Consider the following 22,853-nt stretch of genomic DNA (forward strand, 5'->3'; position numbering starts at 1 on the left):
CTTGTGGGCTGTGAAATTCCTTCTTAGTCTGCGTCGAAAACCAGAGGGAAAAGATACCCCGGGTGCGGAATCTTTGAACAAACAGGAGAAGTCATGAGGTCAACCATCCTATGCGTGACGGCCGCCGCCGTTACCGCACTGCTTGCTGCCGCGCCGGCCTATGCGCAGGAGCGCGTGGTCAACGTCTACAACTGGTCGGATTATATCGACGACTCCATCCTGACCGACTTCACCAAAGAAACCGGCATCAAGGTCGTCTACGACACCTTCGATTCCAACGAGACCGTGGAAACCAAGCTGCTTGCCGGCGGCACGGGTTATGACGTCGTCGTTCCCACTGCCGACTTCCTGCAGCGCCAGATCCAGGCCGGTGTCTTCCAGAAGCTCGACAAGTCGAAACTGCCGAACATTTCCAACATGTGGGATGTGATCCAGCAGCGCACCGCCGAATATGACGCCGGTAACGAACACGCGGTCGATTACATGTGGGGCACGGACGGCATCGGCTACAACGTCAAGAAGGTCGCTGAAATCCTCGGTCCCGATGTCAAGCCCGGCCTGGAAGTGATCTTCGATCCGAAGGTCGCCGAAAAGTTCAAGGATTGCGGCATCTACGTTCTCGACACACCGAAGGACGTCATCTCCACTGCGTTCCGTTATCTCGGCCTCGACCCGAACTCCACAAAGGCTGAGGATTTCAAGAAGGCCGAAGAGCTGCTGACGGCCGTCCGCCCCAATATCCGCAAGTTCCACTCGTCCGAATACATCAATGCGCTTGCCAACGGCGACATCTGCATCGCCTTCGGCTATTCCGGCGACATGCTGCAGGCTCGCGACCGTGCGGCCGAAGCCAAGAACGGCGTCGAAGTCAATTATTCGATCCCCTCGCAGGGCGCCCAGATGTGGTTCGACATGATGGCGATCCCCGCCGATGCACCCCATGTCGCGGAAGCCCACGAGTTCCTGAACTACATGATGAAGCCTGAGGTCATCGCCAAGGCGAGCGACCACACCTTCTATGCCAACGGCAACAAGGCTTCGCAGCAGTTCGTCAGCAAGGAGATTCTGGAAGACCCGGCGATCTATCCGACCGAGGAGGTGATGAAGAACCTCTTCACGGTCAAGCCGTGGGATCCGAAAACGCAGCGCCTGGGGACGCGCCTCTGGACGAAGGTCGTCACCGGCCAGTAATTCAGCCTTGGGCCCGGACGGAAACGTCCGGGCCTTTCAATTACCGGCCGGGGTGGAGGCCGGCAGAACCTTGTATTTCGGGGAATAATATGAAGTCTCTCGGCAATATCCGCCGCGCTTTTGCGCCTTGGACCGATCCGTCTGCAAAACCCTTCATTGCTTTCAAGAATGTCACCAAGCGCTTTGGCGATTTTACCGCCGTCGACGATCTGTCGCTGAACATCTATCACCGTGAGTTCTTCGCGCTGCTCGGCGCGTCGGGTTGCGGCAAGTCGACGCTCCTGCGCATGCTCGCCGGTTTCGAGCAGCCGACCTCGGGCGAAATCGTGCTCGACGGCACCGACATGGCCGGCACCCCGCCCTACAGGCGGCCGGTCAACATGATGTTCCAGTCCTATGCGCTTTTCCCGCACATGACGGTCGAGAAGAATATCGCTTTCGGCCTGAGGCAGGACGGCATGTCGAAGGACGAGATGGCCGAGCGTGTCTCGCAGATGCTGAAGCTGGTCAAGCTTGAGCAGTTCGCCTCCCGCAAGCCGAACCAGCTTTCCGGCGGCCAGCGCCAGCGCGTGGCCTTGGCCCGTTCGCTTGCCAAGCGCCCGAAGGTGCTGCTGCTCGACGAGCCGCTCGGCGCACTCGACAAGAAGCTGCGCGAGGAAACCCAGTTCGAACTGATGGACCTGCAGCAGAACCTCGGCCTCACCTTCGTCGTCGTCACCCACGACCAGGAAGAGGCGATGACCATGGCCGACCGCATCGCCGTCATGAGCCACGGCAAGGTCGTGCAGGTGGCGACGCCGGCGGAGATCTACGAGGCGCCGAATTCCCGCTTCGTCGCGGATTTCATCGGCGACGTGAACATCTTCGACGGCAAGGTCGCCTCATCGGGCAACGGTACCATCGAGATATCAATCGACAGCGGATTCAGCGTGCGCGTCGCCGCCGCCGAGACACCTTCGGCCGGCAGCGCCGTCGGCTTCGCCATCCGGCCGGAAAAGATGCGGGTCGGGCGCACGCCTCCCGCCAACGCTTCGGTCAACGCCGCCAGGGGTGAACTCTGGGACATCGCCTATCTCGGCGACATGACCGTCTTCCATGTAAAATTGCAGAGCGGCACTGTCGTCAAGGCCTCGTCCCTCAATGCGCAGCGCTCCGTCGACGACCCCTTCACCTACGATCAGGAAGTCTGGGTCTCTTTCGATGAGAACGCCGGCATTCTGCTGAAGGATTGACATCATGGGCAAGCTCACGTCCGGCCTCTACAATCGCCTCGTCATCGCCATCCCCTATACTTGGCTGCTGCTCTTCTTCCTGGCGCCCTTCTTCATCGTTTTCCGCATTTCGCTCTCGACGACGGCAATCGCCATGCCGCCTTACGAGCCCGTCTTCTCGCTTGCCGACGGTTGGGCCGGGCTCTGGAGCAAGATCGGAGAGCTCTCCTTCGACAATTACAGCTACCTCACCGAGGACTCGCTCTATTTCAATGCCTATGTCTCGAGCGTGGTGATTGCCGGGATCTCCACCTTCCTCACGCTGCTGATCGCCTATCCGATTGCCTATGGCATGGCACAGGCGCCGCGCACCATCCGCCCGACGCTGGTGATGCTGGTCATCCTGCCGTTCTGGACAAGCTTCCTGATCCGCGTTTATTCCTGGATCGCGATCCTGAAGCCGGAAGGGCTTTTCAACCAGCTTCTCCTGTCGCTGCACATCATCGACAGCCCGCTGATCATCCTCAACACCAATACCGCCGTCTATATCGGCATCGTCTATTCCTATCTGCCCTTCATGGTGCTGCCGCTCTATTCGGCTCTGGAAAAGATGGACGGTACGCTGATCGAGGCGGCGCAGGATCTTGGTTGCACGCCGATCAAGGCCTTCTGGCGCGTCACCTTTCCGCTGTCGATCCCCGGCGTGGTGGCCGGCTGCATGCTGGTCTTCATTCCCGCCGTCGGTGAATTCGTCATTCCCGACCTGCTCGGCGGTTCGCAGACGCTGATGATCGGCAAGACGCTCTGGAACGAATTCAACGCCAACCGCGATTGGCCGGTCTCCTCGGCGGTAGCAACGATCCTGCTGATGATCCTGGTGATCCCGATCGTCTTCTTCCAGAACGCCCAGGCCAAGGCCGAAGAGCGGGGGAAATAAGTCATGCTGAGATGGACCCGTTTCAACATCATCTCCGTCACGCTCGGCTTTGCCTTTCTCTACCTGCCGATCGTGCTCCTGGTGATCTTCTCCTTCAACGAATCGAAGCTCGTCACCGTCTGGGGCGGCTTCTCCACCAAGTGGTATGTCTCGCTGCTCTCGAACCAGGGCCTGCTCGACGCCGCCTGGGTGACGATCCGTGTCGGCCTGCTGTCGGCAACGGCCGCAACCATCCTCGGCACGATGGCGGCGCTGACTCTGGTGCGCTACACGCGCTTTCGCGGTCGCATGCTGTTTTCGGGCATGATCTACGCGCCGCTCGTCATGCCTGATGTCATCACCGGCCTGTCGCTGCTGTTGCTCTTCGTCGCGATCGGCTTCGACCGCGGCTTCTGGACGATCACGCTCGCGCATACGACGCTGACCATGTGCTTCGTCGCCGTCGTCGTGCAGTCGCGCCTGTTGAGCTTCGATCAATCGATCGAGGAAGCGGCGCAGGATCTCGGCGCGCCGCCGGTGCGGACTTTCTTCGAGATCACCCTGCCGATCATCGCGCCGGCTGTGCTCTCCGGCTGGATCCTTGCCTTCACCCTGTCGCTTGACGATCTGGTGATCGCCAGTTTCACATCGGGGCCGGGCGCCACCACGCTGCCGATGAGGATCTACAGCCAGGTGCGCCTCGGCGTGACGCCTGAGATCAATGCGGTGTGCACGATCCTGATCGCGATCGTCACCGTTGGTGTCATCTGCGCCTCGATCGTCACCAAGCGCCGTGAAATCCAGCGCCAGCGGGACGAACGCGCGGCAGCCGCCGGCGCCTGAGCCTAAAGCGCCGCGGCACATTATTGCGCGACATGCTTTATTGCGCGCGGGGCGTATTGCCGAAAAGCGGAACCGGCGAGATCACCGGGTTTGGCCATGAGCCGCCGATGAAGAACGGCAGAAGCGGCAGCTCCGCTGCCTTGGCCGGATCGGTCGCCTCCAGCGATCCGGAAAGCGCCAGCCCGTTCGACTGATAGGTGATGACGCCGGAAAGTGTCAACGTCTGTGTGGCGCCGGCGATATGGGCGTCGTGCATCTCGGCCGAGCCATTGGCGAAATCGGCCTGAAGGTTGAGCTGGTTGAAGGCGAAGGCGCCGCCTGCTGCCGCGCTCAGCGGAAAGAACGGCTTTTCGGCCGCCTGCGTCCGAAGTGCTGCGGCATCGATGCCGGGAATCGTGCCTTCCCCCGTCCAGAAGTGCAGCCTGCCGGTGACATCGGCAAGACCGGTCGTCCAGATCGCCTTCGGCGACTGCAGGTCGAGATCGAGCGATCCGGTTGCAAGCGGCAGCGGACCCTTCAGCTGCAGGCGCTCGGCAAGGGCTGCGAAATCGGCATTGCGGATCGACAGCTGCAGCTTGCCGCCGCCGTCGAAGTCGCGCTGCGTCGCTTCCAGATGCGCGGTCATTTCACCGCCTTCGAACTGGCTGTCGCCAATATCGAATTTCGCCTCGCCGCCGGCAACGATCATGCTGGCGCCGACATCGGAGAGCTCGAAGAGACCCATCTGCGCGCGCCGCGCCGAAAGCCTGACGTCGACATCCAGCACCCGCAGCGGTCCGCTTATGCCGGCGGAGATTTCCTCCGCCTCGCCGGCTGCGAGCCTGAGCGCGAAGGCGTCGAGGAAGGGCTTGAGGTTCATCTGATCGAAGGCGAGCGTGCCGCCGATTTTCGGTCGTTTGCCGGGTTGGGTGAAAAGGTCCATCACCCCGGTGGCGCTCGCTTCGTTCAGCGAGAGGCTGAGATTGTTGAAGCGCAGCCCGTTGCCCGACGACATGATGTCGGATTCCAGCGAGGCGCTCTTCAGGGTTGCGATGCCGGGGATCGATCTGCCCGACCATGTCAGAAGTGCGGGCACATCGGGAATGCTGGCTGTGACATTGCCGGAAAAGGCCGAAAGGCTGGCGATGCTGGCAATGCCCTGGAAGTGGGCGGTCAAAAGGTTTGATGTGAGCGACGTCCGTGTCTCGGCATTCCTGCCGGCAAAGGCGAGCAGCGGCTGGCGCGAGGCGAAATCGACCTTCAGGTCCTCGCCGTTGATACGGGCGATGACCACCGCCGAGATCGCGCCGGATAGTCTCGGCCAGGCGATATCGGCGGTGACGCTGTCGAAATGATAGTTCGTGGCGGACTTGATGTCGGTGACCACAAGCGTGCCGTCCTCGACGGTCACCGCGCCGATCTCGGCATCGAGATCGGGATCGAGCACCTCAGCTCCGTTTTCGTAACGTACGCCGCTGATCGCCCGTGCGAGCAGGCCGGCATAACTCCAGTCGATCAGGCCTTTCTCGTCGCGCGTCAGCGCCAGGTTGGGGCGCACCAAATGGAATTCGTGGAAGCTTGTCCGGCCTCTCAACGCGTCGATGAGGCTGAAATCGGCCGACAGGCTTTCAATGCTGCCGAGCAGCTTGTCACCGCTTTCGCGCGGTTGGCGGATGGTGATCTGGTTCAGCGTGATGCGTGGCGTCGGCCAGAATTCGAGAACCGGACTTCCCTTGATCTCGGCATGGTAGCCGGTCCATTTGGACAGCGTGTCCTCGATGCCGGAGCGCACGAAACCGGTCGAGATGAGATAGGGGGCGGCAACTCTGAGCGCCACGAAAAGCGCCAGCGCGATCAGCAGGAACACCGTCGACAGGCGGGCGAAGGCCGGAAGCCAGCGCGAAACGGGTCCGATCTTCCTGCGCCACCTGCGATGTCTTGACGTGCTCATGATCTCCGCCGGCAAATTCAGCCGGTCATCCCGTTATGCGCTGATTTCGCCGGATATAGGAAATATCAGGCATATGCAAATCCCTACAGCGCCGCGCGTCTTTTCAGACGCGCAAAGGACGCTGTAACACTTTCAATTAACTAGTTGGAGCATGATGTCGTCCGAAAATCGCTCACACTTTTCGACATCATACTCTGGGCGTCGGATCGCGTCGGTTCCGCGCTTTATAATGCAATGCAGCATGATATAAGGACGGCATTGGGGAGGAGGATTGAATGCAGGATAACAGACCACTTTGGGTGCCCTCGGCGGATGCCGTTGCAAAAAGCCCGATCCATGCCTTCATGGAGCGCTGCAATGCCGATTTCGGGCTTTCTCTTTCAGGCTTTGAGGATCTGCATGCATGGTCGGTGGCCGAGCGGGAGAATTTCTGGTCGACCGTCTGGGATTTCTGCGGCGTCAAGGGAGAGCGTGGCGCAGAGGTGCTTGCCAATGGCGACCGCATGCTGGAAGCCCGCTTCTTTCCCGATGCGACGCTGAACTTCGCCGAAAACCTGCTGTCGGGCCGCGGTGAGGGCGATGCGATCATCTTCCGCGGCGAGGACAAGGCCGAGGACCGCTGGTCTTGGGACCGGCTGCGCGTGCTGGTCTCGAAGCTGCAGCAGGCCTTCGCAGCACTCGGCATCGGCAAAGGCGACCGTGTCGCCGCGATGATGCCGAACATGCCGGAGACTGTCGCCGCCATGCTCGCCGCCGCCTCGATCGGCGCCATCTGGTCGTCCTGTTCGCCTGATTTCGGCGAGCAGGGTGTGCTCGACCGCTTCGGCCAGATTGAACCAAGGCTGTTCATCGCCTGCGATGCCTATTGGTATTCCGGCAAGCTGCAGGATGTCGGCGCCAAGGTCGCCACGGTCGCAAAAAATCTGGGTGTGCCCACGGTCATCGTCCACTATGCCGGCGACGCGGAGGCCGTGGCGCGTAAGACGCCGGGGGCTTTAACGCTTGAGGCCTTTGTCGCGCCCTATGAGGCAAGGGAGGTCGAGTTCACGCAGCTTGGCTTTTCGCACCCGCTCTACATTCTCTTTTCGTCGGGCACGACAGGCGTGCCGAAATGCATCGTGCATTCGGCCGGCGGCACGCTGCTGCAGCACCTCAAGGAGCAACGGCTGCATTGCGGCCTGCAGGCGGGCGAGAAGCTGTTCTATTTCACCACCTGCGGCTGGATGATGTGGAACTGGCTGGTCAGCGGTCTCGCCAGCGGCGCGACGCTCTGCCTGTTCGACGGCTCGCCCTTCGCCCCCGATGGCAACGTGCTGTTCGACTATGCCGAGGCCGAGAAATTCGCCATCTTCGGCACCTCGGCGAAATATATCGACGCGGTGCGCAAAGGCGGGCTGACGCCGCGCGTCAGCCACGATCTCTCCAGCCTGCGGCTGATGACGTCCACCGGTTCGCCGCTGTCGCCGGAAGGGTTCACCTTCGTCTACGAGGGCATCAAGGAAGACGTACAGCTCGCCTCGATCTCAGGCGGCACCGATATCGTCTCCTGCTTCGTGCTCGGCAATCCGCTGCAGCCGGTCTGGCGCGGCGAGATCCAGGGGGCCGGCCTCGGCCTTGCGGTCGACGTCTGGAACGATGACGGCAAGCCGGTGCGCGGAGAGAAGGGTGAACTGGTCTGCACCAAGGCCTTCCCCTCGATGCCGGTGATGTTCTGGAACGACCCCGATGGCGCCAAATATCGCGCCGCCTATTTCGACCGGTTCGACAATGTCTGGTGCCACGGCGATTTCGCCGAATGGACGGAGCATGGCGGCCTTGTCATCCACGGCCGCTCGGATGCGACGCTCAATCCTGGCGGCGTTCGCATCGGCACGGCCGAGATCTACAATCAGGTGGAGCAAATGGAGGAGGTGGTCGAGGCGCTCTGCATCGGCCAGGACTGGGACGACGACGTGCGCGTCATCCTCTTCGTTCGCCTTGCCCCGGATGTGACGTTGACCGAGGATCTCATCAAGGCGATCAAGACCCGCATCCGCACCGGCGCCTCGCCGCGGCACGTGCCGGCGAAGATCATCGCGGTTGCCGATATTCCCCGCACCAAATCCGGCAAGATCGTCGAGCTTGCCGTGCGCGAGGTCGTTCACGGCCGGCCGGTGAAGAACCAGGAAGCGCTTGCCAATCCAGAGGCGCTGGGGCTTTTCGCCGGGCTAAGCGAGCTGAAGGATTGACAGCGATCGTAGATTACAAGCTTTCACCCTTCATCAATTTCCTGTCATGGAAACCTTTCGTTAAGAAAGGTTTGTCAAAGGTGAAGCTAACTTGGGGGCCGCACATGAACGATGCGGCCTGGGGCCTTCCGGCCTCCGAAACATGACGTTGATCGACTGAGCTCTTGTTGAACAGCACCAAATTCAAAGGCGGCCTCTTGGCTGCCTTTTCTTTGTCAACCGGCCAGCACCCGCTGCGACGGGAAGGTGATCTCGACGAGCGTGCCTTCGTTCGGCGCCGAATTGATCGAGAAAACCGCCCGGTTGGCATCCACCATCGCCTTGGTCAGCGGCAGGCCGAGCCCGGTGCCGTCGCCGCGGTGACGCGATTGGGTCGAGGAGACCTGCCGGAACGGCTTCATCGCCTGGTCCAGCTCGTTGCGCGTCATGCCGATGCCGGTATCGCGGACCCTCAACACAACGCTGCCATTCGCCTCATAGGACGTCGAAACGACGATCTGCCCGCCTGACGGGGTGAAGCGGATAGCGTTCGACAGGATGTTGAGCGCGATCTGCTTGATCGAGCGCAGATCCGCCACGACCTCGGGCACTGCATGCGACAGCGCCGTGCGGATGATGACGCGCTGGCCGTTCGCCTGCGGCTGTACCAGAGCCACGGCCTCGGAGACCGCCTCGTTGAGGCCGACGGCAGCAAAATCGAGATCCATCTCGCCCGCCTCGATCTTCGAAATGTCGAGCAGGTCGTTGACGATATCGAGGACATGCCGGCCGGAGCGGCCGATGTCATTGGCATATTCGATATAACGCGGATGGCCGATCGGCCCGAAGCGTTCGCCGGCCATCATGTCGGAAAAGCCGATGATGGCGTTGAGGGGCGTGCGGATCTCGTGGCTGACACGGGCGAGGAAATCGGTCTTGTGGGCGTTGGCGGTTTCGGCCGCACCCTTGGCGTTGCGCAACTCGTCCTCGGTGCGCTTCCATTGGGTGATATCGCGGATGACGGCGCAATAGCCATTGGAGGAGGTGAGCTGGCCCATCGTCATGAACAGCGGCACGAAGCCGCCGGCGGCCTCACGGCCGATCACTTCGCGCCCGTCATTCAACACGCTTGCCACGCCATGGTCGGAGAGGCCGTTCAGATAGTCGATGACTGCCTTCTGGCTTTCATGGGCAAAGAGCATGACGAAGGGTTTGCCGCGCGTCTCCTGTTCGTCGTAGTTGAAAAGCGCGCTGGCCGACCGGTTCATCGAGCGGATGTCGCCCTCGATGCCGATGACGACGACGCCGTCGGTCGCCGTTTCCAGGATCGAGCGCAATTCTTCCACTTCGACCTGAAGCTTGGCGACCTTCTCGACCATCCGCTCGGGGCGGCCTTCGGAGCGGGCCTCGGACCGGTTTACGTCGCCGCGGCCATCTTCCTTGCCTTCCACCGGCATCAGCGCCAGCATCAGGGCGTTGGCGTCTTCCCAGCGCACCGATTGCAGCCGCGCGGTCACCGGCGCCAGCGTATCATCGGCCTTGACGAGCATCATGGTGCCGGAGCCTGCGGCCTTCTCCTCGAGTTCGCGACGCTGAAGCAGGGCTTCGATGCCGCCCACTTCGCGCAATGCGTCGAGCGTGCCGTAGCCCGTCAGCCGCATGAATTCCGGATTGGCATGGATCAGCGCATCGCCGATATGGATGAGCACGGCAACAGGCAGTTGGTCGACCGTTCCCACCGAAAGCCCGTCCGTCATCTTGATGCGCGGCGGGATGAAGCTGGTGAGAACCTCGATCTGGCTGGCCGTCTCCTCAAGCCCTTCCGTTGCGTCGTCCTCGGCGATGACAGCCGGTTCTTCGGCGGCGGCGTCATCATCTTCGCGCTCCGCCTCGACGGCATTCTCGAAGATCGCCTCCTGCGACGCGATCTCCTCGACCGACGGTATGTCCGCCTGGTCGGTGGTGGGTGTTTCGGTCTCGAACGCTTCGGGTCCGGATGCCTCTTCGAAACTGGAGGTTTCGGTGGCGTTGGGTTCCGTCGGCGCCGGGGAGGCAGGCTCGTTCTTGTTGGCGCCGAAGGCTTCGAGGCGTTTGGCGATCTCGCGGAAATTGGCGTGTTCGGCGGCCGTCAGCCCGGCACCGCTGTTGTGGAGCTGAACGATCTTGTCGGAGAAGCGGCGATTGGGCGTTTCCGAAATGCGAAGTGCCGGCGGTTCTTGCGGAAGTTCCGCTACCGGCTCGGCGGCGGAAACGTCGCCGGCATCGGCGCTGCCTTCCACTTTTTCTGCAGCAATTTCCTGGGCAGGTGTCCCGATGGTCGCCTGCTCGGTGGCAATCTCTTCCAGCGCTGGCTCTTCCAGCGCTGGCTCTTCCGGCGCTGGCTCTTGCGGCGCTGGCTCCGTCTGCGACGGCTGATCCTCGACCTCTTGCGTCAGCGCGGGTTCGATCAGGGGATTTTCGAGCGCTGTCTCCGCTTCGCGTACCACCTCGGCATTGGTCTCGGCGGGTGGGCCGAGGCTCGCTGCATCATGGCCGATACCGTCGGGGCCGAGTGTCAGGCCGAGCGCCAGCGGATCTTCCTGCGCATCGGAAAGCCGCACGACACCGAAGCCGCGGAAACCATCGAAGTCGCGGTTGCGGGTATAGGTGGGCAGCGCCGCCAGATCGACCGGAACGACGAGGCTGGTGCCTTCGACCGGCCAGAGGATCGTCTTGCCCGACCATGTGTCGCGGCGGGCGAGCGCCTCGGAAAGCTTGCCGTCGGGATCGAGATTGAAGAGGGCGGCGACATCGCCGAAGGCAGAGCCGATGATGTCGGACGCATGCGGACCGACGGCCTCGGCAAATTCGTGGCTGACTTCGTTGAACCGGCCTTCGGCGTCGATCTTCCAGACGAAGCGCGTAGCGCGGCTGTTCGGTCTGAAGACGAAGCCGGGCTCAGCCTCAAGCTGAGGGGCAGGGGTGGCATCGGCGACCACAGGCGTTTCAATGGCTGGCTCTTCGTGGACCGCTTCCGGCGTGTCTTCGATAGGCGTTTCGTTGGCCTCAACAGGCGGTTCCGCCGCCGTTGCCGTTTCCACCGTCTCCGCAATGGAAGTCAAATCGTCCTCGATGACCGCGGCGGGCTCGGTGGCCCCATCCGCGCTGCTATCGATCATGCCCTCGTCGCTCTCCGGCTCCGCATCCGCGGCAGGATGCGTCTCTTCAATCGCCTCGTCTGCGGATGCCGGGGCCGCCTCGGCCGGCTGTTCGTTTTCGCCGGCGATCTCCTCGAGCGTCTCCTCGACCTCTTCGATCCCCGAGACCGCGTCGATGATCTCGGTGAAGCCTGCGGCGGCGACAGGTTCGTCTTGACGCACTTCGGCCGGCGGCGCGCTTTCTTCCTGTGCGGGCGTATCGACCGAGTCGAGCGCGGGCGTATCGGCCGGGTCGAGCGCGGGCGTATCGGCCGGGTCGAGCGCGGGCGCATCGACTGGATCGAGCGCGGGCGCGTTGAGCGGGTCGAGATGACCGATCGCGGTCTCCACCGCAAAGAGCAGATTGAGCGCCGGATCGTCGCTGAGCTTGCCGACCGCGGCCGGAAGATTGCCTCTGCTGGTGGCGACAGGTCGTTTGACCAATCGGTCGGGATGCGCGCCGGCAAGGTTGATCAAGGTCTTTGCCGTCTGCTCGGAGATCCCGAGCGAGGCAAAGCCCGGCGAAGCCGCGATGACCTCGCCATTGGCGCCGATCACCGCCATATGCGTGTCGGGATCATCAAGTCCCTGTAGCATCTGAGCGGCCGATGCGCCGGCCGCGAGTGGCTTTGCCGAGACCGGCACCGAAAACAGGATGGCCTTTTCGCCCTGGGAAAGCCGGATCAGTTCGGCCGCCGCCTGCACCTGTGCACGCTGGAAGCCCTTGGCGACGCGGATCATCAGGCTGCGGTTGTCACCGATATCGGTCAGCTGGCGCGCGGCGGTTTCCAGCTGACGGAAGGTGATGTCGGTGCGGTCGACCCCCTGATCGAGCAGGTCATAGACTGCCGAATGGCCGAAAAGCTCCGCACCTGCACCATTCGCCCAGAGCAGGCGGGCAAGATCGGCCGAAAACAGCACCATGGCCTCGCCGCGTGAAAAGCGTTCCCGCACCCGTGCATGCACGGCGATATCGATGAACGGATATTGGACTGCGGGCATTTTCGAACCTTGTCGCTGTCGGCCTTCTTAAATTAACGGCTTATTAATAACTGCGGGGCGCATGCCGGTCCAGAAGAGGAGGGGGTTTTCGGCCGGAAAGGTTAACGTCTTGTGCGCTGCACAATAATTGTTGCAATGCACAATGAAATGTCTTATATAAGCATCATCCAACTATCGCAGGCAGCGGCTGCCTCAACCCAAAGGATGCGACCCATGGCTACCATAAAGACCGACGACGTTTTTTCAATTGCTTCTTTCGACCCATCCAAGTTCACGGAATCTTTCCGTGAATTCGCCGAAAAGGGCGCTCAGCAGTCGAAGGATGCCTATGCCAAGCTGAAGACCGCTGGCGAGGAAGCCGGCAAGACGCTCGAAGCCACCGTCCAGACGGCACAGGCCGGCAGCGTCGAGATCGGCCTGAAGGCGATCGACATCCTGCGCATCAATTCCGAGAACTCGCTGTCGCACTTCGAAGCGCTGCTCGGCGTCAAGTCGCCGGCCGAATTCTTCGAGCTGCAGACCTCGTTCATCCGCAAGCAGGCCGAACTCACCGTGGAGCAGGCGAAGTCGATCCAGGAAACCACCAAGCAGGTGGCCGAAAAGCTCGCAAAGCCCTCCAAGGACGCCGCCGAAAAGGCCATGGCTTCCTTCAAGGTTGCCTGATCGATCCTTACCGATCGGAGATAAAAGGCTGGACCTCGCGTCCAGCCTTTTTGTATATTGACGAGGAATGGGGCTTGAATTCATCGCCAAGTCCTCGTATGTGACCCCCGTCGCGCCAAGCGCGATTTATGCGGTTGTAGCTCAGTTGGTTAGAGCGCAGGTTTGTGGCACCTGAGGTCGGAGGTTCGAGACCCCCCAACCGTACCATCTCCCCCACGATCAGAATGAAAACTTGGTTCCTATCGTTTCGATGGAACCCATGTCGCACCGGGTCGTTCTCCATGTTAACGGGAGAATACGCATGTCGAAAACCCTGCTCTACGGTGCGACCAAAATCGACGAGACGAACAGCGCTTATGCGCCGATCGAAAGCCTCGCTGAGTTCCAGTGGAAGAACCGCGTCTTCATACTTTTCGCCGACAGGGATAATTCCCGCGCCGCCCGGCAGGAAAATCACTTGCTGGCCGATCGCTCAGCCCTCGATGATCGCGACCTGGTGGTGCTGAAGATTTCCGGCGCCGGCGTTCGACCACTCTTCGGTGCGGCTGACGGCCTCGACGGTGAGGCCATCCGCCGTGATCTCGAGGCGCCGGAGGTCGGCGAATTCGCCGCTTTCCTTCTCGGCAAGGACGGCACCGTCAAGCTCAAGGCCAGCGAGCCGATTACCGATGGCGAGCTCTTCGCCATCATCGATAGCATGCCGATGCGTGCTGCCGAATCGCTGAAGCCGGACAAATAGCCCCGAACGTCGCGTAAACTGAAATCATGAAAGGGAGGCGGTCATGTCCGTGCCCAACGAACCCATTCCCGACCAGCCGCCGATGCCCGGGCCCGGCTGGAAGCCGGTACCTCCGATCAAGGAACCGGAGCCGGACAGGCTGCCTGACGAAGCACCGGTTCCCAATCCCGACGAGAACGACGAGCCGGCAAAGCACACTTTCGAGACTTAAAGGAAAATGTGCCGCTCGGCGCTGACGAGTTCCTGGAGAAAATCGGCGACGGTCCTGACGCGCATGAGGTCGCGCGCCGTTTCGTGATAAGTCGTCCAGTAGGCGCGCCGGATCGAAACCTCCGGCAGAATGCGCTGGAGTTCCGGATATTGCCTGGCGATATAATCGTGCAGGATGCCGATGCCGGCACCTGTTCGTACCGCCTCCGTCTGTCCGATCGCCGTCGAAATCTCGAAGCCCGCATCCCAGCTCCGCATGACTGCGCCGGAAAAATTCAGTGACGCGGTGAAGATCAGGTCTTCGACATAGCCGATGCGGCGATGCGCCTTGAGCGCGTCGACATCGGCGGGCGCTCCTTGTGACGCCAGATAATCCCGCGAGGCATAAAGGCCGAGCGTGTAGTCGGTGAGCTTGGAGGAGACGAGCCGGCCTTGTTCGGGCCGCTCCAGCGTGATGGCGATATCGGCCTCGCGCAGCGAGAGTGAGAAAGAACGCGGCACCGGTACGAGCTGGATCTTCAGCTCCGGATGGCGCTCGATCAATCTGCCCATGCGCGGCGCAAGAAAGGAAACGCCGAACCCATCAGGCGCGCCGACGCGCACGGTCCCGGCGATTGCCGTATCGGTGTGGCCGAGGCTGGTCTGTGCCGCGAGCATTTCCGTTTCCATCCGCTCTGCGGATGCCAGGAACACTTCGCCTTCGGCCGTCAGCTCGCAGCCATTCGTGCGGCGGATGAAAAGCCGCGTCTTCAGCGCCTCTTCGAGCGAAGTCAGTCGACGCGAGAGCGTGGCGTGATTGAGCCCGAGCCGCTTCGAAGCGGCAAGGATCTGCCCGGTGCGGGCGACGGCGAGGAAAATACGAACATCGTCCCAGTTCATGGCTTGGCAAGCATTGCGATCGGATCGACCTCGATAAGTGTCAGCGATGTGACCATGTGCGCCGTCTGGTTCTTGTACTTAAGGAAATGCGGTGTCCGCAGATGGGCCTCGTATGCTTCCTGGTCGGCGTAGACTTCAATGATACGGATCCGGTTTGGGTTGTTCCTGATGGAAACGGCGCTCAGGGAAAGCACGCCGTCTTCCAGCGCGATGGCTGCTTCGATTTCTTCCGTAAGCAATGCGCAATAGGTTTCAAGCGTGTCCGGATCGATCTCCAGCTCTGCCATTCTGACGACGGGTTTCTGGCTCATCGGTTTGACCTCCCCTTGAGGTTTGACTTGTTGGCGTGCCGTGCCAACTTTGGAAGCAACGGCAGCGCCTGATGCAATGATAGAGCTATAATTTGCGCACAACGGTTGCTTATATCAGCGCATTGATTTGTGCAAATTGAAGTGCGATTGTCGGCCATCGAAAAACAGGAGGAACACCCATGCGTGAGATCGGTCATTTCATCGGCGGCAAACAGGTTGCCGGCACCAGCGGCCGCGTAAGCAACGTCTACAATCCGGCAACGGGCGAAGTCCAGGCGACGGTCGCACTCGCAAGCGTCGAGGAACTGCGCGCCGCGGTTGAAAACGCCAAGGCTGCGCAGCCGAAATGGGCCGCCACCAATCCGCAGCGCCGCGCCCGCGTCTTCTTCAAGTTCGTCGAACTTCTGAACAAGCACATGGACGAGCTTGCCGAAATCCTCTCCAAGGAACACGGCAAGACGATCGAGGATGCCAAGGGCGACGTCATCCGCGGCCTCGAAGTCTGCGAATTCGTCTGCGGCATTCCCCATCTCGCCAAGGGCGAGTTCACCGAAGGCGCCGGACCGGCGATCGACATGTATTCGATCCGCCAGCCAGTCGGCATCGGCGCCGGCATTACCCCCTTCAATTTCCCGGGCATGATCCCGATGTGGATGTTTGCGCCGGCGATCGCTTGCGGCAACGCTTTTATCTTGAAGCCCTCCGAGCGTGATCCCTCCCTGCCGATCCGTCTCGCCGAACTGATGATCGAGGCCGGCCTGCCCGCCGGCATCCTCAACGTCGTCAATGGCGACAAGGGTGCCGTCGACGCGATCCTCACCGATCCCGATATCGGCGCTGTCTCCTTCGTCGGCTCGACGCCGATCGCCCGCTACGTCTATGGCACGGCGGCGATGAATGGCAAACGCGCCCAGTGCTTCGGCGGCGCCAAGAACCACATGATCATCATGCCCGATGCGGACCTGGATCAGGCCGTCAACGCGCTGATGGGCGCAGGCTACGGTTCGGCCGGCGAGCGCTGCATGGCGATCTCGGTTGCCGTTCCGGTCGGCGAAGAGACCGCCAACCGCCTCGTCGAGAAGCTGACGCCGAAGATCGAATCCCTGCGCATCGGCCCCTATACTGACGACAAGGCCGACATGGGCCCGCTCGTTACCAAGGAAGCCTATACCCGTGTTCGCGGGTTGATCGACCGCGGCATCGAGGAAGGCGCCAAGCTCGTCGTCGACGGCCGCGATTTCAAACTCCAGGGCTATGAAGACGGCTACTTCGTCGGCGGTTGCCTGTTCGATCACGTCACGCCTGAGATGGATATCTACAAGACCGAGATCTTCGGACCTGTCCTCTCCGTCGTTCGCGCCAACAACTATGAGGAAGCGCTGTCGTTGCCGATGAAGCACGAATACGGCAACGGCGTTGCGATCTACACCCGCGATGGCGATGCCGCCCGCGATTTTGCCTCGCGCATCAATATCGGCATGATCGGCATCAACGTTCCGATCCCGGTTCCGCTCGCCTACCACTCCTTCGGCGGCTGGAAGGCATCGAGCTTCGGCGACCTCAACCAGCACGGCACGGATTCGATCAAGTTCTGGACGAAGACCAAGACCGTCACCGCCCGCTGGCCCTCCGGCATCAAGAGCGGCGCGGAATTCGTCATGCCGACGATGAAGTAATCTTCACAAGTTTCCAACCTTCAATCTGCAATCCGGGGGCCTTTCCGCCCCCGGATTTTTCGATTCCAGGTTGTTGATTTTTGCCAGATTTGCTTTCAGATGAGCTGCCGGTCGCGTGATTCCCGTCATGAGCCGGTGGGCTTGTTATGCTTGGGGGAAGCAAAAATATGGATAATCGAGTGTCCGCGGGCGCCGCGGCGAACGCATTCGAGCGTGCAAGGTTCACCGGCACGGCATCGGAATATTTCGGCATCTGGATCGTCAACGTTCTTCTGACGATCGTAACGCTTGGCATCTATTCGGCCTGGGCGAAGGTGCGGCGCAATCGTTATTTCTACGGCAACACCGTCCTGCTCGGCCGCAGTTTTGAATATCACGCCACCGGCATGCAGATATTCATCGGCCGCCTGATCGTCTTCGCCTTCCTTGTCGTGGTCAACATTCTGGCGGCGATCCATCCGCTGTTCTCGCTTGTGACCACGATCCTTGTGCTCATCGCACTTCCCTGGCTGATCGTAAGAGGCATTCGTTTCAACGCCCGCGTGACCAGCTACCGCAACGTCCGATTTGATTTCACCGGCTCCGCCGGCGGCGCCTTCGTCTCCGTCATGCTCGGAAGCCTCGTCGCCGTCCTGTCGCTGGGTCTGCTGGCGCCCTTCGCCAGCCGCTGGCTCAACCGCTACATCTTCAACAATCTCCGCTACGGCAACCGACCGTTCCAAACGGATCCCAAAGTTGGCGCGCTTTACGGCGCGCTTCTCGTCCCGGCCCTGATGGTCGTGCTGGGCGCGGTCATGCTCGTCGGTTCGCTTGTGCTTATGCTCGTAGCGGCCCCCAGCGGCGGCTCCGACTCGATGGAAGACGTGGCTCTCACCATGGGGGCAATCTATTTGAGCTTCTTCGGCCTCTTCATCATCTACGGCCTTGCCGGCCTCTTTTATCGGGCAGCCGTCCACAACATCGTCTGGTCGTCGACTCAGGTCGACGGTCGGCATGTCTTGCGGAGCGATCTTTCCCGTGCACGCTATGCCTGGATCGCCATATCGAACGTCGTGGTGACGATACTCACCCTCGGCCTGATGCGCCCCTGGGCGGCGGTTCGGCTGGCGCGTTATGTCACCGAGCACACAGCGATCCGCATCGAAGGCGAGATCGGCGAGGTCTTTACGCAGTTTGAAGCCAGCGGCACTGCCGTCGGTTCGGAATATATGAGCATGGAAGGGCTTGATTTTGGGTTCTGACGGAGAAACCATCGCGACGGGGGAATGGTATCCGCCGCATTCGAGCGCCGCCGTTCCCGCCCGCCTGCTGTCGCGGGGCGGGCGCCTCATCGCCGTGACCGCGGAAGATGCGGCTCTTTCCGATGGCGCCATCGGAAAGGTCTCCTTTACGGCGCGCGTCGGATCGATCCCCCGGCGTGCGGTCTTTACCGACGGTTCGGTCTTCGAGAGCGCCGACAATGACGCAATCGATGCCTTTCTTCGCGCTGGCGGCAAAAGCGGATGGGTGCATCGGCTTGAAGAGTTTCATCCGCGCATCTTCGTCTTCGCGGTCGCGGTCGTTCTGCTTGCCGTCGGAATCTATCGTTATGCGCTGCCGGCGCTCGTCGAAGTCGCCATCTTCGTGACGCCGCCTGTCGTCTCTGAGATGATGTCCTATGGCGCTCTCAACACGCTTGATACGACGGCGCTGTCTCCAAGCCACATAAAGGAGATCCGGCAGGCCGAAATCGCCGATCGCTTCCGAAAGGTGGCGGCCAATGCCGAAGGCGGCGCCGACCGCTATGTCCTGAATTTTCGCAATGGCGGTTTGATCGGTCCCAATGCCTTCGCGCTTCCCGACGGCAATATCGTCCTCACCGACCAGTTGATCGAATTGGCGGGTGGCGACGACGAGATGATAACAGGCGTTCTCGCCCACGAGATCGGCCATGTCGAATACAAGCACAGCCTCAGGCAGCTCTATCGGGCCGCAGGCGTCGCCGGTCTCGTCATGCTGATTGCCGGCGATATCGGCTCCGGCGTCGAGGACATCCTGACGCAAGGCGGCGGCCTGCTCGCATTGTCCTATTCTCGCGGTGCCGAGGCTGAGGCCGACCGGCGCTCGGTCGAACTGATGCGCAAGGCCGGCATGGATCCCGTCGCGATCGCCAGATTTTTCGATCTGCTGGAGACCAAGCTCGGCGACCACTCCCGCACCAGCATGCTGTCCACTCATCCAGGCACGCCCGAGCGCAAGCAGGCGATTCTGGATTACGTCGAGATCCTGAAGCGGGATTGACGTCGCGGCAAATGGCCTCATAAGCTGAATGCGAATTTCATATTTTGGAATTGTTCAAAACTAGCAAACCGCCTATATAGGTCTGAACAGACGAGTCAGGAGAATGGCATGCGGTTGACGAAGCAGACCAACTATGCGGTTCGCATGTTGATGTATTGTGCTGCCAACGACGGACACTTGAGCCGGATTCCGGAAATCGCCAGGGCCTATGGCGTTTCCGAGCTCTTTCTTTTCAAGATCCTCCAGCCGCTCAACAAGGCGGGTCTGGTCGAAACCGTGCGCGGTCGCAACGGCGGCGTGCGCTTGGGCAAACCGGCCGCCGACATTAGTCTTTTCGACGTCGTTCGGGTGACGGAAGACAGCTTCGCCATGGCCGAATGCTTCGAGGATGACGGTGAGGTCGAGTGCCCGCTGGTCGACAGCTGCGGTTTGAATTCGGCGCTGCGCAAGGCGCTCAACGCCTTCTTTGCAGTGCTTTCGGAATACTCCATTGACGACCTCGTCAAGGCGCGTCCGCAGATCAATTTCCTTCTCGGAATCACCGGCGAGCCGGCCTATCGCAAACCCGCGATCGTTGCCCCCGCCGCCTGATTTAAAGATCAGAATTTGCTTCTGAACCGCGGTTGCCCTGGCAACCGCGGTTTTTGTTTTTGAGGCGTCTCATCGGCCTCCGAATGCTGGGAAATGCCGGTTGCATGTCGCGATGGGCGCGCATTTATACCAAATGCGACAAAATTTCGGTCATTTATGTCCGAATATTTCCAAATGCGGCTGATTTTTGACTGAAAATTTCTAAAATTGTCCAGCTGGAAAATTTTTCTGCATAGCCCGTTGCTTTCAGTAGATAAATATCGTTCCATCAACCGTCGATCGAGATGCATTCTACGATCTCCAAACATCAAGAAGAACAACCGGGAAACAATATTATGAAAAAGATCTCTGTCCTCCTGGCAGCGACGGCCCTGATTTCCGTCATGGCGACGTCGGCCTGGTCCAAGACCCTTGTTTATTGCTCCGAGGGCTCGCCGGAAGGCTTCGACCCGAGCCTCTACACGGCAGGCACGACCTTCGACGCGTCGTCGCGCACGGTCTATAGCCGTCTCGTCGAATTCAAGCATGGCGGCACCGAGATTGAGCCGGGCCTGGCCGACAGCTGGAGCGTTTCGGCCGACGGCAAGGAATACACCTTCAAGCTTCATCCGGGCGTCAAGTACCAGACCACCGACTTCTTCACGCCGACGCGTGACTTCAATGCCGACGACGTCATCTTCTCGTTCGAGCGCCAGCTCAAGGCTGACAATCCGTGGAACAAGTATGTCGAGGGCGGCTCTTACGAATATGCTGCCGGCATGGGCTTCCCGGAGTTGATCAAGTCGATCGAGAAGGTCGATGACCTCACCGTCAAGTTCACGCTCAACCATCCCGAAGCGCCGTTCCTCGCCGACCTCGCCATGGACTTCGCCTCGATCGTCTCCAAGGAATATGCCGACAAGCTCGCCGCCGACGGCAAGATGGCGCAGCTGAACCAGCAGCCGCTCGGCACCGGCCCGTTCACCTTCGTCGCCTACCAGCCGGATGCCGTTATCCGCTACAAGGCCAACGAAACCTATTTCAAGGGCAAGGAAAAGATCGACGATCTGGTTTTCGCGATCACCTCTGATGCTGCCGTCCGCGCGCAGAAGCTGAAGGCCGGCGAATGCCACCTCATTCCGTATCCGAATGCGGCTGACGTCGCCGAACTCAAGAAGGACGAAAACCTGACCGTGCTCGAGCAAGCCGGCCTGAACGTTTCGTATCTCGCCTACAACACCTTGATTGCTCCCTTCGACAAGGCCGAAGTCCGCAAGGCGCTGAACATGGCGATCAACAAGCAGGCGATCGTCGACGCCGTCTTCCAGGGTGCCGCAGCCGTTGCCAAGAACCCGATCCCGCCGACGATGTGGTCCTATAACGATGCCGTCGTAGACGACAAGTACGATACCGATGCGTCGAAGAAGATGCTGGCAGATGCCGGCGTCAAGGATCTGAAGATGAAAATCTGGGCGATGCCGGTTTCGCGTCCGTACATGTTGAACGCGCGCCGCGCCGCAGAATTGATGCAGGCCGACTTGGCCAAGGTCGGCGTCGATGCGGAAATCGTCACTCATGAATGGGCCGAATATCTGAAGCTCTCGTCCGACAAGAATCGCGACGGTGCCGTCATCCTCGGCTGGACCGGCGACAATGGCGACCCTGACAACTTCATGGATACGTTGCTTGGCTGCGACGCTGTCGGCGGCAACAACCGCGCTCAGTGGTGCAACAAGGAATTCGACGATCTGATGACGAAGGCCAAGCAGACGGCCGACGTCGCCGAGCGCACGAAGGCCTATGAACAGGCTCAGCTGATCTTCAAGAAGGAAGCTCCCTGGAATACGCTCGACCACTCATTGGTCTTCGTTCCGATGAGCAAGAAGGTCTCGGGCTTCTTCATGGACCCGCTCGGAATTCACCGCTTCGACGGTGTGGACATTTCCGAATAATAAAAAATCTGTAAACTGCCCGGTCAACGCCGGGTGCGGCCGGCGGTCAGGTTCCCCTGACCGCCGGAAACTATTGGAAAACCTGCTATGTTGCGTTTTTTCATCGGCCGCCTCGCGGTGCTGATCCCGACATTCCTTGGCGTTTCGCTGATAGCCTTCTCGTTCATCCGCATGATCCCCGGCGACCCCGTCATGCTTTTGTCGGGTGAACGTGTGATGGCGCCGGAACGTCACGCCCAGATCATGCACGATCTCGGTTTCGACCGGCCCATATATGTGCAGTATTTCGATTATCTCGGAAAAGTGCTGCAAGGCGATCTCGGCACCTCGATCGTCACCAAGCGGCCCGTTCTCGGCGAGTTCTTCACATTGTTCCCGGCAACACTGGAGCTTTCGCTCTGTGCCATCATTATCGCCGTCTGTCTTGGCGTGCCCGCCGGCGTTTTTGCGGCCGTCAAGCGAGGCACGTGGTTCGATCAGAGCGTGATGGGTGTTGCCCTCATCGGTTATTCCATGCCGATTTTCTGGTGGGGTCTGCTGCTCATCATCTTCTTCTCCGGCTATCTCGGCTGGACGCCGGTTTCCGGCCGCATCTCGCTGATGTATTTCTTCAAGCCGGTCACCGGATTCATGCTTGTCGACAGCCTGCTGTCGGGCCAGAAGGGAGCCTTCGCCTCGGCCGTCAGCTACCTCATTCTGCCGACCATCGTGCTGGCGACCATCCCGCTCGCCGTCATCGCGCGCCAGACGCGTTCGGCGATGCTCGAGGTTCTGGGTGAGGACTATGTCCGCACCGCGCGCTCGAAAGGCCTGAAGCCGCTGCGCGTCGTCGGCGTGCATGCGCTGCGCAACGCAATGATCCCTGTCATCACCACGATCGGTCTGCAGATTGGCGTTCTTCTAGCCGGCGCCATCCTCACCGAGACGATCTTCTCCTGGCCGGGCATCGGCAAATGGATGGTCGATTCGGTCTTCAAGCGCGATTATGCCGTGGTCCAGGGTGGTCTTCTGCTGATCGCCGGCGTCATCATGCTGGTCAATCTGATTGTTGATGTTCTCTACGGCTTCATCAATCCGCGCATTCGTCATTAGGAGCG

General features: G+C 60.7%; 18 protein-coding genes and 1 tRNA gene. 15 read left to right on the forward strand and 4 right to left on the reverse strand.

Going from position 1 to position 22,853, the window contains the following annotated elements; all coding sequences use genetic code 11:
* Nucleotides 1-93: 93 nt before the first annotated feature.
* From HX898_RS11510 to HX898_RS11525, 4 genes are all read left to right on the forward strand, one after another.
* Entirely contained in the window at nucleotides 94-1,191 is a 1,098-nt protein-coding gene (locus HX898_RS11510) for a polyamine ABC transporter substrate-binding protein (protein WP_064652534.1), read from the forward strand.
* An 89-nt stretch (nucleotides 1,192-1,280) separates the two neighbouring features.
* Nucleotides 1,281-2,423 (forward strand): ABC transporter ATP-binding protein, encoded by a 1,143-nt coding sequence (locus HX898_RS11515; RefSeq protein ID WP_138334327.1) that lies wholly within the window; start codon nucleotides 1,281-1,283, stop codon nucleotides 2,421-2,423.
* A 4-nt stretch (nucleotides 2,424-2,427) separates the two neighbouring features.
* Nucleotides 2,428-3,339: an ABC transporter permease subunit gene (locus HX898_RS11520; protein ID WP_129417974.1), complete on the forward strand. Its 912-nt coding sequence runs from the start codon at nucleotides 2,428-2,430 to the stop codon at nucleotides 3,337-3,339.
* A gap of 3 nt (nucleotides 3,340-3,342) precedes the next feature.
* Nucleotides 3,343-4,161: an ABC transporter permease subunit gene (locus tag HX898_RS11525; RefSeq protein ID WP_138334326.1), complete on the forward strand. Its 819-nt coding sequence runs from the start codon at nucleotides 3,343-3,345 to the stop codon at nucleotides 4,159-4,161.
* A gap of 37 nt (nucleotides 4,162-4,198) precedes the next feature.
* On the opposite strand, the gene HX898_RS11530 is transcribed toward HX898_RS11525, so the two are convergent.
* Nucleotides 4,199-6,091: an AsmA-like C-terminal region-containing protein gene (locus HX898_RS11530; RefSeq protein ID WP_180194703.1), complete on the reverse strand. Its 1,893-nt coding sequence runs from the start codon at nucleotides 6,089-6,091 to the stop codon at nucleotides 4,199-4,201.
* Nucleotides 6,092-6,366: 275 nt separating this feature from the next.
* Between HX898_RS11530 and HX898_RS11535 the strand changes: the two genes are divergently transcribed.
* Nucleotides 6,367-8,319 carry an acetoacetate--CoA ligase gene (locus HX898_RS11535; protein ID WP_180194704.1) on the forward strand — a complete coding sequence of 651 codons (1,953 nt, stop codon included), beginning with the start codon at nucleotides 6,367-6,369 and terminating at the stop codon, nucleotides 8,317-8,319.
* A gap of 215 nt (nucleotides 8,320-8,534) precedes the next feature.
* Here the strand turns inward: HX898_RS11535 and HX898_RS11540 are convergent, their stop codons facing one another.
* Nucleotides 8,535-12,476, reverse strand: a complete 3,942-nt coding sequence (locus HX898_RS11540; protein WP_180194705.1) for an ATP-binding protein — start codon at nucleotides 12,474-12,476, stop codon at nucleotides 8,535-8,537.
* Nucleotides 12,477-12,689: 213 nt separating this feature from the next.
* On the opposite strand from HX898_RS11540, the gene HX898_RS11545 reads away from it, so the two are divergent.
* The 4 genes from HX898_RS11545 to HX898_RS11560 all read left to right on the forward strand — a co-directional run bounded on the left by HX898_RS11545 (nucleotide 12,690) and on the right by HX898_RS11560 (nucleotide 14,089).
* Nucleotides 12,690-13,139: a phasin gene (locus tag HX898_RS11545; RefSeq protein WP_003545621.1), complete on the forward strand. Its 450-nt coding sequence runs from the start codon at nucleotides 12,690-12,692 to the stop codon at nucleotides 13,137-13,139.
* 130 nt (nucleotides 13,140-13,269) lie between these two features.
* Nucleotides 13,270-13,346 (forward strand) — tRNA-His (locus tag HX898_RS11550).
* 94 nt (nucleotides 13,347-13,440) lie between these two features.
* The gene (locus HX898_RS11555; RefSeq protein ID WP_180194706.1) at nucleotides 13,441-13,878 is read left to right on the forward strand and encodes a DUF4174 domain-containing protein; all 438 of its coding nucleotides are present in this window, start codon (nucleotides 13,441-13,443) and stop codon (nucleotides 13,876-13,878) included.
* Between the two features lie 43 nt (nucleotides 13,879-13,921).
* The gene (locus tag HX898_RS11560; protein WP_017990318.1) at nucleotides 13,922-14,089 is read left to right on the forward strand and encodes a hypothetical protein; all 168 of its coding nucleotides are present in this window, start codon (nucleotides 13,922-13,924) and stop codon (nucleotides 14,087-14,089) included.
* Here the strand turns inward: HX898_RS11560 and HX898_RS11565 are convergent.
* Together HX898_RS11565 and HX898_RS11570 are read right to left on the reverse strand one after the other, a co-directional pair.
* The gene (locus HX898_RS11565) at nucleotides 14,086-14,967 is read right to left on the reverse strand and encodes a LysR family transcriptional regulator (RefSeq protein WP_180194707.1); all 882 of its coding nucleotides are present in this window, start codon (nucleotides 14,965-14,967) and stop codon (nucleotides 14,086-14,088) included. The genes HX898_RS11560 and HX898_RS11565 overlap by 4 nt on opposite strands.
* Nucleotides 14,964-15,278: a putative quinol monooxygenase gene (locus HX898_RS11570; RefSeq protein WP_180194708.1), complete on the reverse strand. Its 315-nt coding sequence runs from the start codon at nucleotides 15,276-15,278 to the stop codon at nucleotides 14,964-14,966. Before HX898_RS11570 ends, HX898_RS11565 begins: the two co-directional genes overlap by 4 nt.
* Before the next feature lie 179 nt (nucleotides 15,279-15,457).
* Here HX898_RS11570 and HX898_RS11575 point away from each other — a divergent pair, with 179 nt between their 5' ends.
* The 6 genes from HX898_RS11575 (at nucleotide 15,458) to HX898_RS11600 (ending at nucleotide 22,848) form a co-directional block, all read left to right on the forward strand.
* Nucleotides 15,458-16,954, forward strand: a complete 1,497-nt coding sequence (locus HX898_RS11575) for a CoA-acylating methylmalonate-semialdehyde dehydrogenase (RefSeq protein ID WP_018070268.1) — start codon at nucleotides 15,458-15,460, stop codon at nucleotides 16,952-16,954.
* A 167-nt stretch (nucleotides 16,955-17,121) separates the two neighbouring features.
* The gene (locus HX898_RS11580; RefSeq protein ID WP_180194709.1) at nucleotides 17,122-18,195 is read left to right on the forward strand and encodes a YjgN family protein; all 1,074 of its coding nucleotides are present in this window, start codon (nucleotides 17,122-17,124) and stop codon (nucleotides 18,193-18,195) included.
* Nucleotides 18,185-19,234, forward strand: a complete 1,050-nt coding sequence (locus tag HX898_RS11585; RefSeq protein WP_180194710.1) for a M48 family metallopeptidase — start codon at nucleotides 18,185-18,187, stop codon at nucleotides 19,232-19,234. The genes HX898_RS11580 and HX898_RS11585 overlap by 11 nt, the downstream gene beginning before the upstream one ends.
* Nucleotides 19,235-19,342: 108 nt before the next feature.
* Nucleotides 19,343-19,825: an iron-responsive transcriptional regulator RirA gene (gene rirA / locus HX898_RS11590; RefSeq protein ID WP_003545647.1), complete on the forward strand. Its 483-nt coding sequence runs from the start codon at nucleotides 19,343-19,345 to the stop codon at nucleotides 19,823-19,825.
* A gap of 335 nt (nucleotides 19,826-20,160) precedes the next feature.
* Nucleotides 20,161-21,756: an ABC transporter substrate-binding protein gene (locus HX898_RS11595; RefSeq protein WP_180194711.1), complete on the forward strand. Its 1,596-nt coding sequence runs from the start codon at nucleotides 20,161-20,163 to the stop codon at nucleotides 21,754-21,756.
* An 87-nt stretch (nucleotides 21,757-21,843) separates the two neighbouring features.
* On the forward strand, nucleotides 21,844-22,848 hold the full coding sequence (locus HX898_RS11600) for an ABC transporter permease subunit (RefSeq protein ID WP_017959055.1): 1,005 nt from the start codon (nucleotides 21,844-21,846) through the stop codon (nucleotides 22,846-22,848).
* Nucleotides 22,849-22,853: the final 5 nt, after the last annotated feature.

The organism is Rhizobium sp. WYCCWR 11128 (genome assembly GCF_013416305.1).
Lineage (GTDB): Bacteria > Pseudomonadota > Alphaproteobacteria > Rhizobiales > Rhizobiaceae > Rhizobium > Rhizobium indicum.

Bases quoted from the DNA above. Each gene is read 5' to 3' on its own strand.
- HX898_RS11565 (WP_180194707.1), bottom strand. From the start codon at position 14,967: ATGAACTGGGACGATGTTCGTATTTTCCTCGCCGTCGCCCGCACCGGG.
- HX898_RS11545 (WP_003545621.1), top strand. From the start codon at position 12,690: ATGGCTACCATAAAGACCGACGACGTTTTTTCAATTGCTTCTTTCGAC.
- HX898_RS11560 (WP_017990318.1), top strand. From the start codon at position 13,922: ATGTCCGTGCCCAACGAACCCATTCCCGACCAGCCGCCGATGCCCGGG.
- HX898_RS11600 (WP_017959055.1), top strand. From the start codon at position 21,844: ATGTTGCGTTTTTTCATCGGCCGCCTCGCGGTGCTGATCCCGACATTC.
- HX898_RS11530 (WP_180194703.1), bottom strand. From the start codon at position 6,091: ATGAGCACGTCAAGACATCGCAGGTGGCGCAGGAAGATCGGACCCGTT.
- HX898_RS11580 (WP_180194709.1), top strand. From the start codon at position 17,122: ATGGATAATCGAGTGTCCGCGGGCGCCGCGGCGAACGCATTCGAGCGT.
- HX898_RS11540 (WP_180194705.1), bottom strand. From the start codon at position 12,476: ATGCCCGCAGTCCAATATCCGTTCATCGATATCGCCGTGCATGCACGG.
- HX898_RS11525 (WP_138334326.1), top strand. From the start codon at position 3,343: ATGCTGAGATGGACCCGTTTCAACATCATCTCCGTCACGCTCGGCTTT.
- HX898_RS11510 (WP_064652534.1), top strand. From the start codon at position 94: ATGAGGTCAACCATCCTATGCGTGACGGCCGCCGCCGTTACCGCACTG.
- HX898_RS11515 (WP_138334327.1), top strand. From the start codon at position 1,281: ATGAAGTCTCTCGGCAATATCCGCCGCGCTTTTGCGCCTTGGACCGAT.
- rirA (WP_003545647.1), top strand. From the start codon at position 19,343: ATGCGGTTGACGAAGCAGACCAACTATGCGGTTCGCATGTTGATGTAT.
- HX898_RS11520 (WP_129417974.1), top strand. From the start codon at position 2,428: ATGGGCAAGCTCACGTCCGGCCTCTACAATCGCCTCGTCATCGCCATC.
- HX898_RS11535 (WP_180194704.1), top strand. From the start codon at position 6,367: ATGCAGGATAACAGACCACTTTGGGTGCCCTCGGCGGATGCCGTTGCA.
- HX898_RS11570 (WP_180194708.1), bottom strand. From the start codon at position 15,278: ATGAGCCAGAAACCCGTCGTCAGAATGGCAGAGCTGGAGATCGATCCG.
- HX898_RS11595 (WP_180194711.1), top strand. From the start codon at position 20,161: ATGAAAAAGATCTCTGTCCTCCTGGCAGCGACGGCCCTGATTTCCGTC.
- HX898_RS11555 (WP_180194706.1), top strand. From the start codon at position 13,441: ATGTCGAAAACCCTGCTCTACGGTGCGACCAAAATCGACGAGACGAAC.
- HX898_RS11575 (WP_018070268.1), top strand. From the start codon at position 15,458: ATGCGTGAGATCGGTCATTTCATCGGCGGCAAACAGGTTGCCGGCACC.